The sequence below is a fragment of the Mucilaginibacter sp. PAMB04168 genome (assembly GCF_039634365.2).
Taxonomy (GTDB): domain Bacteria; phylum Bacteroidota; class Bacteroidia; order Sphingobacteriales; family Sphingobacteriaceae; genus Mucilaginibacter.
The window spans coordinates 690,873-704,509 of record NZ_CP155079.2 but is presented as its reverse complement, the minus strand read 5'-3'; the positions used below and the strand labels follow the sequence as shown (position 1 = coordinate 704,509).

The 13,637-nt window shown below is 44.8% G+C and carries 16 protein-coding genes; 14 read left to right on the top strand and 2 right to left on the bottom strand.

Annotation, left to right across the window (positions count from 1 at the left end):
- Nucleotides 1-9 precede the first annotated feature (9 nt).
- The 14 genes from ABDD94_RS02990 to ABDD94_RS02925 all read left to right on the top strand — a co-directional run bounded on the left by ABDD94_RS02990 (nucleotide 10) and on the right by ABDD94_RS02925 (nucleotide 9,334).
- Nucleotides 10-648, top strand: coding sequence for a peroxiredoxin (locus ABDD94_RS02990; RefSeq protein WP_345954618.1), 639 nt, complete (start codon nucleotides 10-12; stop codon nucleotides 646-648).
- Nucleotides 645-1,385, top strand: a complete 741-nt coding sequence (locus ABDD94_RS02985; RefSeq protein ID WP_345954617.1) for a substrate-binding domain-containing protein — start codon at nucleotides 645-647, stop codon at nucleotides 1,383-1,385. Before ABDD94_RS02990 ends, ABDD94_RS02985 begins: the two co-directional genes overlap by 4 nt.
- Nucleotides 1,386-1,547: 162 nt before the next feature.
- Nucleotides 1,548-1,694 (top strand): hypothetical protein, encoded by a 147-nt coding sequence (locus ABDD94_RS02980; RefSeq protein ID WP_345954616.1) that lies wholly within the window; start codon nucleotides 1,548-1,550, stop codon nucleotides 1,692-1,694.
- A gap of 14 nt (nucleotides 1,695-1,708) precedes the next feature.
- Nucleotides 1,709-2,602 carry a LysR substrate-binding domain-containing protein gene (locus ABDD94_RS02975; RefSeq protein ID WP_345954615.1) on the top strand — a complete coding sequence of 298 codons (894 nt, stop codon included), beginning with the start codon at nucleotides 1,709-1,711 and terminating at the stop codon, nucleotides 2,600-2,602.
- A gap of 9 nt (nucleotides 2,603-2,611) precedes the next feature.
- Nucleotides 2,612-3,073, top strand: a complete 462-nt coding sequence (locus ABDD94_RS02970) for a hypothetical protein (protein ID WP_078346161.1) — start codon at nucleotides 2,612-2,614, stop codon at nucleotides 3,071-3,073.
- Between the two features lie 116 nt (nucleotides 3,074-3,189).
- Nucleotides 3,190-3,849 (top strand): MBL fold metallo-hydrolase, encoded by a 660-nt coding sequence (locus ABDD94_RS02965; RefSeq protein WP_345954614.1) that lies wholly within the window; start codon nucleotides 3,190-3,192, stop codon nucleotides 3,847-3,849.
- A gap of 46 nt (nucleotides 3,850-3,895) precedes the next feature.
- On the top strand, nucleotides 3,896-4,504 hold the full coding sequence (locus ABDD94_RS02960; RefSeq protein WP_078346164.1) for a Crp/Fnr family transcriptional regulator: 609 nt from the start codon (nucleotides 3,896-3,898) through the stop codon (nucleotides 4,502-4,504).
- 59 nt (nucleotides 4,505-4,563) lie between these two features.
- Complete coding sequence (locus ABDD94_RS02955) at nucleotides 4,564-5,367, top strand: sulfite exporter TauE/SafE family protein (protein ID WP_345954613.1); 804 nt, start codon at nucleotides 4,564-4,566, stop codon at nucleotides 5,365-5,367.
- Nucleotides 5,354-5,914 carry a YeeE/YedE thiosulfate transporter family protein gene (locus ABDD94_RS02950; protein WP_345954612.1) on the top strand — a complete coding sequence of 187 codons (561 nt, stop codon included), beginning with the start codon at nucleotides 5,354-5,356 and terminating at the stop codon, nucleotides 5,912-5,914. The genes ABDD94_RS02955 and ABDD94_RS02950 overlap by 14 nt, the downstream gene beginning before the upstream one ends.
- The gene (locus ABDD94_RS02945; protein WP_345954611.1) at nucleotides 5,911-6,321 is read left to right on the top strand and encodes a DUF6691 family protein; all 411 of its coding nucleotides are present in this window, start codon (nucleotides 5,911-5,913) and stop codon (nucleotides 6,319-6,321) included. Before ABDD94_RS02950 ends, ABDD94_RS02945 begins: the two co-directional genes overlap by 4 nt.
- A gap of 1 nt (nucleotide 6,322) precedes the next feature.
- Complete coding sequence (locus ABDD94_RS02940) at nucleotides 6,323-7,660, top strand: rhodanese-like domain-containing protein (protein WP_345954610.1); 1,338 nt, start codon at nucleotides 6,323-6,325, stop codon at nucleotides 7,658-7,660.
- Between the two features lie 2 nt (nucleotides 7,661-7,662).
- Nucleotides 7,663-7,854, top strand: coding sequence for a hypothetical protein (locus tag ABDD94_RS02935; RefSeq protein WP_345954609.1), 192 nt, complete (start codon nucleotides 7,663-7,665; stop codon nucleotides 7,852-7,854).
- 83 nt (nucleotides 7,855-7,937) lie between these two features.
- Nucleotides 7,938-8,279: a hypothetical protein gene (locus ABDD94_RS02930; RefSeq protein WP_345954608.1), complete on the top strand. Its 342-nt coding sequence runs from the start codon at nucleotides 7,938-7,940 to the stop codon at nucleotides 8,277-8,279.
- Between the two features lie 83 nt (nucleotides 8,280-8,362).
- Nucleotides 8,363-9,334 carry a putative sulfate exporter family transporter gene (locus tag ABDD94_RS02925; protein ID WP_345954607.1) on the top strand — a complete coding sequence of 324 codons (972 nt, stop codon included), beginning with the start codon at nucleotides 8,363-8,365 and terminating at the stop codon, nucleotides 9,332-9,334.
- A gap of 817 nt (nucleotides 9,335-10,151) precedes the next feature.
- Here the strand turns inward: ABDD94_RS02925 and ABDD94_RS02920 are convergent.
- Both ABDD94_RS02920 and ABDD94_RS02915 read right to left on the bottom strand, forming a co-directional pair.
- Complete coding sequence (locus ABDD94_RS02920) at nucleotides 10,152-10,508, bottom strand: response regulator (protein WP_345954606.1); 357 nt, start codon at nucleotides 10,506-10,508, stop codon at nucleotides 10,152-10,154.
- Nucleotides 10,509-10,552: 44 nt separating this feature from the next.
- On the bottom strand, nucleotides 10,553-13,453 hold the full coding sequence (locus ABDD94_RS02915) for a PAS domain-containing protein (protein WP_345954605.1): 2,901 nt from the start codon (nucleotides 13,451-13,453) through the stop codon (nucleotides 10,553-10,555).
- Between the last annotated feature and the right edge of the window lie 184 nt (nucleotides 13,454-13,637).

The following is a 13,637-nucleotide window of genomic DNA, read 5'->3' as shown; positions in this document are numbered from 1 at the left end:
ATTTAAGATATGTCATTACACTTAGGGGATTTAGCTCCCAACTTTACCGCACAAACAACCATCGGCGAGATCGATTTTTACGAATACCTTGGCGACAGCTGGGGAGTATTATTCTCTCACCCGGCAGATTATACACCTGTTTGCACAACCGAACTCGGAAGAACGGCTTTATTAAAAAGCGAGTTTGATAAGAGAAACGTTAAGGCGCTGGCTTTAAGCATCGATCCGCTTGATAAGCACTTATCATGGATAAGCGATATCAATGAAACACAAAACTGTAACGTTGACTTCCCGCTGATCGCCGACGACGATCGAAAAGTTTCGGAATTATACGACATGATCCACCCGAACGCATCAGCGACAGCTACCGTCCGTTCTCTGTTTATCATCGGGCCTGATAAAAAAGTTAAATTGATGATAACTTATCCGGCATCCACCGGCCGCAACTTTAACGAAGTGTTGAGGGTGATCGATTCTCTTCAGTTGACGGATGAATTCAGTGTGGCGACCCCAGCGAATTGGGAAACAGGCGAGGATGTGATTATTGGTCTGAGTGTTAAAACAGAAGACATTGAGTCAATATTTCCAGAGGGACACCGCATTGTAAAACCTTATTTACGCTATACCCCACAACCTGCCAAAAAATGAAACTTTTAATTACCACTATAATTGTTTTAAAGTCCATTGTATTATTTGGACAAACAAAGGATACGATCTATGCATACGGCCCCGGCGGCCCTTTATCAGCCATGCAGGATTGCGCTAAGGCATTCATCGCTAAAACAGGTATCCCGGTCAAAGTGACTGGTGGCCCGGAACCGAAGTGGCTTTCACAAGCGCAGAAAGACGGTGATGTGATCTACGGCGGGGCGGAATATATGCTTACGCAGTTTATGCAAACCCATCCGGGAATGGTTGATGCTGCAACACGTGTAGAACTTTATAAAAGACGTGCAGCTATTTTAGTAAGGCCGGGTAATCCCAAACATATTATCGGTTTAAAAGACCTTGCCAAACCTGGCATTAAAATACTTGACGTAAATGGCGCAGGACAGTTGGGTTTATGGGAAGATATTGCGGGTAAGGAAAACCTGATCGGTGAGATACAGCGAAACATTGGCGGATCTTTTGCCAATACTGCGTTGGGTATTGAGGCTTGGAAGAAAGATCAAAGTTACGATGCTTGGATCACCTATGCCTCATGGCATGAGAATCTGAAAGATGTTACACAGGTTGTAGAACTGCCTTTGGCATCACGGCTATTTCGTGGTACGCCGGTAGCGCTGACATCCAATACCAAACACGCAGCGCAAGCCAAACAATTCATTCAATTCTTACAAAGTATCGATGGCCATGCGTTATTTAAAAAGTGGGGATGGGAATAAAGCTCACTGTTAAACTATAGCAAAAACAGATCGACAGAAGCAGCCTGCTTTTGTTTTATATGCTTGAGCTATTTTCATAACTTTAGACTATCAACCATCTATTTTGACGATGAAAATGGCTTAGTTTTATGATTGATCTTTGAGATATAAATAAAGAAGATCATGAAAACTATTCAACGTTACGTCCATTATGAATTTGATGACCAAAAAATTATTATTGGCGACAAAGTTCTAAAAATCGCTGTACCTGTTATCGTATTGACGGCAGCTACTTTCCCTTTTTTGTTGTTACTTTTCCGACTTAGCTAATAACATTTATCAGTATGTTCGATTTTCGATTACAGGTTTTTCACACAGTGGCCAAGCGGCTGAACTTTACCAAGGCGTCCACGGAACTTTTTATTAGCCAGCCTGCTGTGACCAAGCATATTAAAGAGCTGGAAGAACAGTTTAAAACCACGCTGATAGATCGTAGCGGGAATAAAAAAATATCGCTCACACCTGCTGGCGAAATGTTGCTGGCTTATGCGGATAGACTGGCCGCTGTTTACAACGAGCTGGACTTTGATATGAACCTACTGATCAAAAAACATTCGGGTACGTTGCGTATCGGTGGCAGTAATACTGTTGCGCAATACGTGATTCCCCCGGTATTAGCCCGGTTCCACGAAAAGTTTAAAGATGTACAAGTGAACCTGGTGCCAGGTAATACGGAGCAGGTTGAGCAGGCCTTACTGAATAAAGAGATTGACCTGGGCATTGTAGAGGGCATCCTCCGTAATCGGCAGTTGAGCTACCAAGAATTTTTGAGTGATGAACTGGTGCTGATCTGTAGTGCCTCGAATACTTTTAAAAAAGACAGCATTAAACCGGAGGAATTAAAAGAACTGCCTTTATTGCTTCGTGAACCCGGTTCGGGAACGTTGGACGTTATTGCTCACGCTTTAAAGCCTTTCAATATCAAATTATCAGATCTGAAGATAGAAATGCAGTTAGGCGGCACGGAAAGTATAAAGTCTTATTTGCTACACAGCAAATGTTTTGCATTTGTATCGGTGCAGTCGATCTTGAAAGAGTTGAAGTATAACGAATGCCGGATCATCGACATTAAAGACCTGACTATTGAGCGGCCATTTTATTTTATCCTGCCACACGGTCAACCTTCATCATTAGCAGAAATATTTATGCGATTCGCTAAAAGCTATAAGAGCCTATAAGCATCTGATATGACTGAAAAGAAGAAAAAAGTCATTATCATGTTTATTGCCGAAGCACCTGGCTCTACCAACAACCATTTTTATTTAAAAAACACCAATTTATTCCGGGCAATGCGCGCGGCCTTTGAACAGGCTTTTGGTAAATTTAGTTCTGCTGACGATTTTCTTGATTTTTTTAACAAGTCCGGCAGCGTCCTGGATCATCTATATCCTCTGGGTAAAGAAACATCAGTTAACTTAACGCCTTATGCTGCCGAACAGTTAGCAGATCGTATGCGTTTGATTCAACCTAAACACGTTATCATTTTAATGAAGCGAATTGCTCCCAATGTCAGGAAAGCAGCTATCGATGCCGGTGTCTCTCCATCTGAAATTCTGACCACCGCATATCCCGCAGGAAGTGAAAAGAACAGGCAAGTCTTTATTCACGATATATCAACATGGTTAAGACACATACTCGATAATTTTTAGTTATCGTTATGTCTGATTACAATCATAGATCTTTTTCTCGGCAATGAGATTTGATAGCTTGGTTGAGCTGGAAACTTTCCCATCATTTGAGGGTTTATTTATCATATTCAAATGGTATGAAAATATCTAAATATATCCACTCTTGCGTGCTATTAGAAAAAGACGGTTTTCGGTTATTATTTGATCCCGGTAAGTTTACCTTTGCCGAGAACTTGGTAAACGTTGAGGAATTTAACAAGGTCAATGCTGTCATCATTACCCATGACCATCCAGACCACCTGGACGTAGAAAAGTTGAAAGCCATTGTTAAGTTAAGCGGCGCAACGATCTACACCAATAAAGAAGTTGCTGAGGGACTAAAAGGGTCTGGTCTTTTTTGTGAGTTGGTTGAGCCGGGAAAATTCGATATCGGTCCTTTTGCTTTGCAGGCGATCAATGTAAAACATGAGAATATTCTTGATAGTCCACTGCCTGATATGCAAGCCTACTTGATCGATGGCAGGATCTTAAATCCTGCGGATTCTTTTGGCACTTATGATGATGAATTTCAACAGCCTGAATTATTAATTCTGCCTGTCATGGCTCCGTTCACGACAGAGATAGCGGTAGCGGATTTTGCAGATCGTATTAAACCCAAGGCCGTACTACCAGTGCACGATGGCTACGCCAAGGATTTCTTTTTAAAACAACGCTACGAGACCTACAGTAAGCACTTTGAAAAACAGGGGATCATATTTCATCAAGCAATGCAACCGGGTTTTAGCATTAGCATTTGAAGAAGCAGTATTCGTTAATAAGCCGCAAGCCTGCTAAATTTACCGCATGATACAGTTTGGGCCAGCATTGCAATCAGCATTAGAAGAGAACAGCCAGCGGAAGCAATTACCGGCGGGTACGGTGCTGATGTCATCCAACAGTTATGTGCGATCATTGCCGGTGCTTTTATCCGGCAGTATGCGGGTTATGCGGCAGGATGAGGACGGCCGCGAGATCCTTTTATATTATATCAAACCCGGCGAAAGCTGTATCATGTCATTCCTGGCCGGGATACATGAGGATACCTCGAAAGTACGCCTGGAGGTAGAAGAAGATGCCGACGTCTTGATGCTGCCCATTACCAAAGCCAGCGAATGGGTAAAGAGCTATCCCGAATGGGCCGACTTTATTTTTAAACTTTACCACCAGCGTTTCGAAGAATTGCTAACTGTGATCAATGAGGTTGCCTTTCAAAAACTGGATGACCGTATTGTAGAACTGCTCAAGAAGAAAGCCGCGGTATTCAATTCCCATGAGTTTCAGGTCACTCACCAGCAACTGGCAGAAGAGTTGGGCACTACGCGCGAAGTCATATCACGCCTGCTTAAGCAAATGGAAAAGAAGGAAATGATTACTCTTTCCCGCAATAAGATCACTTTAAATTTCCCTGTGTAACATAAGTCACCAATAACCAGGCCGAAAGCAAATAGCTTTGTTCCATCAATCATCAGGTTTTGGAAATAGCAGGTTACGCAGCTTCGGTTTTAATTGGTTTGTCCCTCGGTTTAATTGGCGGCGGTGGCTCTATTCTCACCGTACCTATTCTCGTTTATTTTTTTGCTATCGATCCGGTGTTAGCGACCACTTACTCCTTATTTGTAGTTGGACTAACCAGTACCGCAGGCGCGGCCAGCCATTACCTAAAAGGCAATGTGGATGTTAAGACCGCGTTGATCTTCGGTTTACCATCCTTGGCCGCCGTATTTACCATGCGGAGATGGATAATGCCGGTGATACCAATTCACTTACTTACGCTTGGACACTGGGCTGTTACCAAAAGCATGTTACTGATGCTGGTTTTTGCCGCTCTGATGCTGGCAGCATCCCTTTCGATGATCCGGAATAAAAAGGAAGATCGTGGTAGTTCCCTAGAGCTTAGTTATACAAGATTAATTTTCCAGGCCATAGCTGTTGGCCTCATCACTGGTTTTGTAGGCGTTGGCGGTGGTTTTCTTATTATTCCCTCACTGGTTTTGTTCGCAGGTTTGCCAATGAAAAAGGCGGTGGGCACTTCACTTATGGTAATGACCATAAGCTCGCTGCTGGGTGTATTTGGTGATATCACCGGGCATGTGGTGATAAATTACGCGTTTTTAGCCATTTTTTCGGGTTTTGCCATTGCCGGTATCATCCTTGGCAGTTACCTCACGCGGTTCTTTAGCGACACTCGCCTGAAACCTGCCTTTGGCTGGTTTGTACTCGCTATGGGTATCTTTGTTTTAATAAGCACTTTAACTAACTCACATGGACATCATTAAACAACCGTGGCCCTGGTATGTAGCCGGGCCGTTGATAGGGCTCATCGTGCCGGCACTATTAATATTGGGTAACAAAACATTCGGTATCTCATCTACTTTGCGGCAGATATGCGCGGCTTGTATCCCGGCAAATATTTCCTTTTTTAAATACGACTGGAAGAAGGACACATGGAATTTGTTTTTTATTGCAGGCATCGTTATAGGCGGATTCATCGCCGCGCATTTATTGTCCGATCCCGGACCGGTGGGCATCAATCCTAAAACCATTGTTGCCTTGCAGCAGCAGGGCATTAAAGATTTCAGCAGTTTACTGCCACAGGATATTTTTAGTTTCAAGGCGCTTACCACTTTAAAAGGGTTTGTGTTTATTGTAATTGGCGGTTTGCTGGTTGGCTTTGGTACACGCTATGCCGGTGGCTGTACTTCCGGCCATGCCATTATGGGTATTTCCTCTTTACAGTGGCCTTCCCTGGTAGCCACCTGCTGCTTTATGATCGGCGGCTTCGTCATGACCTGGTTGATCTTACCTTATTTATTACAGCTATGAAGAACCTGAAGTTTTTACTGGTAGGGATGTGCTTCGGTATCATCCTGATCAAATCCGAGGTGATCTCATGGTTCCGCATACAGGAAATGTTCCGTTTGCAATCCTTTCATATGTATGGGATCATCGGTAGCGCTATTGTAGTAGCCATGATCTCCATATTATTGATCAAGCGCTTTAATATCAAAACCATCCATCAGGAGCCTATTATTATTCCGGATAAAAAATTTAACTGGGGATATGTTTATGGCGGTTTGATCTTTGGCTTAGGCTGGGCGCTTACCGGCGCATGCCCCGGCCCGTTGTTCGCGCAGATCGGTAGTGGTATTTTAGTTACAACAGTAACGCTGCTGAGTGCCATAGCAGGCACCTGGGTTTATGGTCTATTACGTGAAAAACTCCCTCATTGATATGAAGATCGAACAATTTGAAGATAAAGGCCTGTCGCATTATTCCTATGCGATATTAAGCGAATGTGAAAACAAGATCGTGCTGATCGACCCATCAAGGGATATTACGCCATACCTGTCTTACGCCAAAGCACACGAAGCCACCATTATCGGTGTGATCGAAACCCACCCGCACGCCGATTTTGTGAGCGGGCACCTGGAATTGCAACAGGTTACTGGAGCGGTCATTTATTGCTCTAAACTATTGGGCGCTGAATATGCCCATCAAACATTTGACGATGGCGATGAGCTCTCATTCGGCAAAATAAAACTCAAAGCCCTGAACACACCAGGGCATTCGCCGGATAGCATCAGCATTGTTTTGGAGCATAATGGTCAGGATAAAGCCGTATTTACCGGTGACACTTTATTCATCGGCGATTGCGGCCGTCCTGATCTGCGGGAGCAAGCCGGAAACCTCACCGCCAAGCGTGAGGAATTAGCGAAACAGATGTATCATTCACTGCGCGACAAATTGTTGGTGTTGGACGATGCGGTTCGGGTTTACCCGGCACATGGCGCAGGTACCTTATGCGGTAAAGCGCTAAGCGATGCTAATCGCAGCACTATCGGCGCAGAAAGAGCGGGCAACTGGTCGTTACAGGAAATGAGCGAAACTGAATTTGTGCAGACCTTGCTGGAAGATCAGCCATTCATACCAAAATACTTTGCTTATGATGTTGCCTTGAATAAGCATGGCGCACCACCATTACAACCAGCATTAGCTGGCGTACTGGCCAAAAAACCGGTCGAGCTGAACAGCGAAATGTTTATTATCGACGCCCGCCCTGAACAGGAATTTAAAAAAGGGCATTTGCCAGGATCGATCAATATTCAGGATGGCGGCAAATTTGAGACTTGGCTGGGCAGCATTATCGCACCCAAAGAAGCTTTTTATTTAGTAGCTGAAAACGAGGAGAAACTAAAGCAAGTGATCGGTAAAGCCGCTAAAATCGGTTACGAAGCTTTTTTAGAAGCCGCATTTGTGATTGACGGAGGCCACGAACAAATGGCAGAACTGAATTTTGCTCATTTTGCTGCGCACCCGGAGCAATACACGATAGTCGATATCCGAAACGAAGCTGAAGTAAAAGCGCAGCCGGTTTTCCGGAATGCTCTTCCTATTCCACTATATGAACTGCGTGAGCGTTTAGCGGAAATTCCTTTCAGTAAACCTATTGTGGTGCATTGCGCCGGAGGCTACCGCAGTGCTGCCGGCAGCAGTATTGTTGCTAACGCATTTGATTCGAAAACCAACGTGTTCGATCTTAGTGAAGCGATCAAAAAGTTTATATCTTAACAATGGCTGATAAAAAAGAACACTGGGAAAACGTTTATGCACTAAAAAAGCTGACCGAAGTAAGCTGGTACGAGCCAATACCAGAAACCTCGTTAACGATCATTAACAGCTTAAATCTTCCAAAAGATGCAGCGATCATTGACATTGGGGGTGGTGACAGCGTAATGGCGGATCATCTGCTGGTAAGGGGGTAAACGAATATTACCGTATTGGATATTTCTGCCAAGGCTATTGACAGGGCGAAGTTACGGTTGGGTGATAAGGCCAACGGAATTAAATGGATCTAAGTGATGTGCTGGATATGGAAATTGACGATCAATATGACCTTTGGCATGACCGGGCAGCATTTCATTTTTTGACCAATACAGCAGATCAAAGCAAATATGCTGAAGTGGCAGCTAAACATCTGCCCAATAAAGGATGGCTCATCATCGGGACTTTTGGTTTAAATGGCCCTGAAAGGTGCAGCGGATTAGCTGTTGAATGTCATTCCCCTGCTTCGTTGTCGAATATTTCCCAAGAGCAGTTTCAATTAACTGGCAGTATGGAACATGTTCATCATACACCTTTTGATACTGACCAGGTATTTAATTACAGTTGGTTTCAAATACTACCATAACCTGTGGTTATCGTTCATCGCCGTTTATGATAAAAATCATTACTAAATAAGGCGGAATTTTGGGGTATCAAAAATAAAGTATCATGAATACCCAACATCAGTTAACCCAGCCCCATACATTTCTTCACCTGAACGAAAACACCCGTAAGGTCATTTTTATACTTTGCGTGTCCGTGTGCCTAACACCATTTGTAAGCCCGGCCATCGCGCTGTTATTAGGTTTGGCGGTCGCACAATTATCCGGTCACCCGTACCTGCACTTAACTCATAAAGCGACTCACTTGTTATTACAAGTATCTGTTGTGGGCCTGGGTTTTGGTATGAACGTACACAGCGCCATGCAAGCCGGAAAGGAAGGCGTATTGTTTACCATCGCTTCTATCGCCAGTACGTTACTATTCGGCTTTTTGATCGGCAAATGGCTGAAAATAGAAAAGAAAACCTCATACCTCATATCAAACGGCACAGCTATTTGTGGCGGCAGTGCCATAGCGGCCATCTCCCCGGTGATCAAAGCGGAAGAAAAACAAATTTCTGTTGCGTTAGGCTGTGTGTTTATTTTGAACTCTGTCGCGCTGTTCGTGTTCCCGGTTATCGGGCATTACTTCAACCTGTCGCAAACACAATTCGGTTTATGGTGTGCCATTGCCATTCACGATACCAGTTCGGTAGTAGGTGCCGCCAGCAAATATGGCGCACATGCTTTAGAGGTGGCTACCACCGTAAAACTGACCCGGGCGCTGTGGATCGTGCCTATCGCTTTCCTTTCAACCTTCCTGTTCAAAAACAATTCTAAAAAGGTAGCTATTCCTTATTTCATCGGGTTATTCATCCTGGCCATGATCGCCAACACTTATCTGCCCCTTGTAAAATTGATCAGCCCCTACATGGTGATGATCGCGAAAGCTGGACTTACCTTAACATTATTCCTGATCGGTGCTGGTCTATCTCGCCAAGTACTGGCTTCAGTAGGATTTAAACCTTTGTTGCAGGGTGTGGTACTTTGGATACTAATCTCGACAAGCGCTTTGTATGCCATTATGCATTTGGCATAATTTCAAATAATAATGGCAGAATACTGTAAATAGCTTGATATTGTTGGAAGCTATTTTGCACTTAAAAACATCAGTTATGTTTTTCCTCTGCTACTGGAGGGAATCAGGCTCCCTTAATCGTATGAAGGGAATAAAAAGTAGATAATGGCGACAAGCGAAAACATTTACTGTATCAGCCGAAGGCTCAAAAGCGGAGTTATTGACCAAAGTATTCAATGTAGAAGGTTAAAACGCCGAAATTAACCGATCTCAAAACAAAGCCGGGCCTTCAAACTTTATGATTTATAAACGATGCATACTATCCAACAATCCTTACAGAATTTATCCTCCTGTTTTGGATGTTGCTTGGGGAATATTTTTTGGCTTCCTGCTCTATGTCGCTATCAAAGCGTTTATTTCAACCCGAAACCGTATCGTCAAGGTTAGGTAGGAATACCGCATGATCAGTTGGGGTTTCTAAAGGTTATTGTATTACAAGACACTAAAAAACTGATCAAAACATTCTCTGTGACATCCCTTCTGTATTCACTTTCCAAATAAAGCAGGGATTTTCCATGCTGCCAATTCTGATCAATTCCGCGATCGACCAGTTACTAGGTACCAGCCAATACTAAGCAAGTCTATGTAATGAACATTGCCGTCAAAAGCGGTCCATGACCAGCGTGCCAGTGTATTTTGTTGAACAGGTTTGGCTTGATTAAGCGAAATAGATTTAGGAACATCGACGTACAGAGAAATCCAGTTTTTATTTTTTCACAGAAACGCTGGACACGCGTGGTAAACGACATTAGCATAAGTTCCGTGAATGGGATTGATACTACGCAGCGATAACAGAGTTGATGATAGCTGCCAGGTTTTCTACATCAAAAGGCTTTTCTACAAAACGATCCGCACCGGCTTCCTTAGCGATCATTTTGCCATTGATAGCCGCTGAGAAAAGCACGACCGGGATACGTAAGAGTTGCGGCGTTTTTTTGATCTGTCTGGTCAGTTCATCTCCTGGAAAAGGCATCCAGATGTCTATCAGCATTACATCCGGTTTTTCCGCAATAGCCTGATCGATGACCTTGCTGCTATTGATCTGGGTGATCACCTCAAAACCCGAATACTCCAAAAGCATACTGGTCATATCCAGGATGTCTTTGTCATCATCACAAACCAAAACTTTACACATCGACTTCCTATTTAATAAGATAGAGCAATTATAATGCCTTTAGTTTAATGGGTCACGGGAATTTCAAACCAAAAAGTACTGCCGATGCCTAATTCACTTTCCGCGCCGATCTTACCGCCGTGCCGCTCAATGATCTCGCGGCATAGATACAAACCGATACCAAACCCCTTGGTGGTTTTCATATGTTCGCCCTCGACCCTATAAAAACGGTTAAAAACGTGTGGCAGGTCTTTAGCCGGAATGCCCATGCCCTCATCTTTGACGCAGACACGTACCTGTCCATCCCGGGTGGTAGCCGAAACATTAATGATCGTTCCCTGCGGGGAATACTTGACCGCATTGTTAATCAAATTGATCAGCACCTGTTCTATTTTGTCCTCATCAGCCAGAACGGGTGTATGTTCTACCGGATGATAAATCACGGTATGCGTGGTGATTGTCGCTAACGATTCCGATTCAGCAGCCTTGACCAGCTCAGCCATATCGAACGGTTTGTGATTGATCTGTATCTTTCCTTCGCCCATGCGTGCGACATCCAGGAATCCGGTGATCATGCTGCTCATTTTACCGACCTGCCGTTTAGCTTTTGCCGATACGTTGCCGGTGAATTGATCATTGTTCTTTCTCGCACTCATCTCCAGCATTTGCAGATAACCACTTAATGAAGTTAAGGGCGAACGGAGTTCGTGGCTCACAATGCCGATAAAATCGATCCGGCGCTGTTCTTCCTGCTTTTGCTCGGTAATGTCCAGAACGGAGCCGATGAACCGGAGCGGTGTGCCCTCTTCACTAAACAAGGTCTTACCGATCGCTCTTACCCAGCGCTCGGGCAAGTGTTCCGTAGCCGAGATACGGTATTGTATGTCGTATCTTCCGCCACTGGATTGTCCATAAGTTTGTGATCGCCTGGTCGCCTGTCTGACACGTTCCACATCGTCCGGGTGCAGCCGTTCGAAAACAACCCTGTTATCCTGGAAACTATCCTGATCGGGCAGATTAAATATCTCGCGGAACCGGGCATCCCAATTATATACTTTATTCACGAGGTCCCAGTCGAACAGGCCCAATTGAGCAGCTTCTTTCGCCGAGGTCAGCTGTTCTTCTTTCTCTTTTACTTTAACAAGTGTAGATGCTAATTCGTCAGCTTGCATTTTTTGCGCGCTGATGTCCTGTGCAATCCCGGAGAAGCGGTAAGCGATACCTTTATCATCAAAAAACGCCTTACCGCAGCAGTGGAGCCAGCGTAGACGCTGATCTTCGGCACCGATCGTCCTGAACTCAATATCATACGAACCATGAGATGCGGGATCAAGGGCATACATTACGGCCTCATTGACCTTAGGCCTGTCATCAGGATGCATATACTTCAGCACCTGTTCGTAAGGCACTACATCGTCTTTAGAAAAGCCATAAAGTTCCTTACAGCGTTCATCCCAACTGACCAGGTTATTTACGATGTCCAGGTCCCAGGTACCCACATCAGCAGCTTTCATTGCAAAACGAAGGCGCTCTTCTTTGATGGTAAGTTCCTGGTGCAGCAGTGCACGTTCCTCCTGAATGGATCGCAACTCTTCATTTGTCGCCGTCAGTTCTTCGTTGCCCGCCTGGTATTCCTCATTAACGGCGCTCAGTTCTTCATTAATGTTCGAAAGTTCTTCGTTGAGTTCCAGTTGCTGCCTTTCGCTGGCTTCCAGTTTCTGCCTGGCTTCAACAGCTCCTGTAATATCGACCACCGTGCCGACAAAACGTTGAGGTTCAGCCTCGCTATTAAAATAGACCTGACCTACCGCCCTGACCCAGCAGATGTTACCGTTGCTGGCATCGACCACGCGGTATTCGATATCGTAAACACCCCCGGTAAGTGACTGGTCATAAGCATCACGGACCGCTTGTAATGTCCGTTCCCGGTCATCGGGGTGCAGTCCCTCTGCAAAATCGCTGCTGTACCCTACGGCTTTAGTTGGATCAACCCCAAATATTTTGCGCGTACGTTCATCCCAGTATAATTTGTCATTCACCACATCCAGGTCGAACACCCCGAAGTGAGCTGCTTTCTGGGCTAAATGAAGTTGCACCAGCACGGCATCGACGTCCGCCTTGGCATTACGCTGGTCGGTCACTTCATTGGCCACGATCTGTACACTGATGACCTCGCCTTTCCCGTTCCTGATAGGCTGATAGACGAAATTGAAATAGGTGGTCACCCATTCAGCACCGCGCTCGATCATCGTTTTGACATCGTTGCCGTAAAGGGGATGGCCTGCGTCCCTGACCTTTAAGATCAGGTTAGTTAAAAACTCGCTTTCAGATGCGGAGAGCACTTCACCCAAAGGCTTACCGATCGCCTGGTTATCAATACCCCATAATTCCAGCAGCTTGGTGTTGCCCGTATGTATCTTAAAATTTATTGCATCGATCACACCTACGGCAACGGGTGCGCTTTCCAATAGTAATTCCGCTTGCTGACTCGTTACGACCAGCGTATCATGCGTGTGTTCTAACTGGTCATAGGCGGTGCGGAGTTCTTCGCCGTAAGCCTCCATTTCACCGTTTACCGCATTCAGCTCCTCATTGACCTGTTGTAGCTGTTGGGAATTTAAAGTGCGTTCCGTAATATCGATCGCTGTATTGACGACCCCATAGATCCTGCCACCGTCGTCCCTAAGCGGCTTGAAGGAAAAATCAAAATATTTGGTCTGAAGCTGCCCGTCCACCAGCAACTCAGCCTGGCCATCCGGGTTATGGTATTCATTTCCACTCGTGTAAACATCGGTCAGTAATGCAAAAAAGCCCTGATCCCGGATCTCCGGAATAGCGTCCAGTAATTTCATGCCGGTCACACCAGCTTCTTTGGACCAGATCGCCAGCATTTGCGGGTTAACCGCACCGATAGTATGTTCAGGGCCTGTGAAAATAGCGGCTCCTATCGGGAGCGCATTAACCATAGTTTGTTGAGCGTAAGGGGAAAGCATGCGGACAAATATTGTCAAAAATAAGGTTTTTAATTAATAGGACAAAAAATTGGCTTAGCAGCAATTTCGCGGAATTAGTAGAGGCATCAATGTGATAACTGCTTAGCTAAACTTACAAACAAAAAGGATTCTATCCTGCATCAAAATGCGGGCATTC

Bases quoted from the DNA above. Each gene is read 5' to 3' on its own strand.
- ABDD94_RS02970 (WP_078346161.1), top strand. From the start codon at position 2,612: ATGACTGAAAAGAAGAAAAAAGTCATTATCATGTTTATTGCCGAAGCA.
- ABDD94_RS02920 (WP_345954606.1), bottom strand. From the start codon at position 10,508: ATGTGTAAAGTTTTGGTTTGTGATGATGACAAAGACATCCTGGATATG.
- ABDD94_RS02930 (WP_345954608.1), top strand. From the start codon at position 7,938: ATGGATCTAAGTGATGTGCTGGATATGGAAATTGACGATCAATATGAC.
- ABDD94_RS02975 (WP_345954615.1), top strand. From the start codon at position 1,709: ATGTTCGATTTTCGATTACAGGTTTTTCACACAGTGGCCAAGCGGCTG.
- ABDD94_RS02935 (WP_345954609.1), top strand. From the start codon at position 7,663: ATGGCTGATAAAAAAGAACACTGGGAAAACGTTTATGCACTAAAAAAG.
- ABDD94_RS02945 (WP_345954611.1), top strand. From the start codon at position 5,911: ATGAAGAACCTGAAGTTTTTACTGGTAGGGATGTGCTTCGGTATCATC.
- ABDD94_RS02925 (WP_345954607.1), top strand. From the start codon at position 8,363: ATGAATACCCAACATCAGTTAACCCAGCCCCATACATTTCTTCACCTG.
- ABDD94_RS02915 (WP_345954605.1), bottom strand. From the start codon at position 13,453: ATGGTTAATGCGCTCCCGATAGGAGCCGCTATTTTCACAGGCCCTGAA.
- ABDD94_RS02950 (WP_345954612.1), top strand. From the start codon at position 5,354: ATGGACATCATTAAACAACCGTGGCCCTGGTATGTAGCCGGGCCGTTG.
- ABDD94_RS02965 (WP_345954614.1), top strand. From the start codon at position 3,190: ATGAAAATATCTAAATATATCCACTCTTGCGTGCTATTAGAAAAAGAC.
- ABDD94_RS02985 (WP_345954617.1), top strand. From the start codon at position 645: ATGAAACTTTTAATTACCACTATAATTGTTTTAAAGTCCATTGTATTA.
- ABDD94_RS02940 (WP_345954610.1), top strand. From the start codon at position 6,323: ATGAAGATCGAACAATTTGAAGATAAAGGCCTGTCGCATTATTCCTAT.
- ABDD94_RS02980 (WP_345954616.1), top strand. From the start codon at position 1,548: ATGAAAACTATTCAACGTTACGTCCATTATGAATTTGATGACCAAAAA.
- ABDD94_RS02990 (WP_345954618.1), top strand. From the start codon at position 10: ATGTCATTACACTTAGGGGATTTAGCTCCCAACTTTACCGCACAAACA.
- ABDD94_RS02960 (WP_078346164.1), top strand. From the start codon at position 3,896: ATGATACAGTTTGGGCCAGCATTGCAATCAGCATTAGAAGAGAACAGC.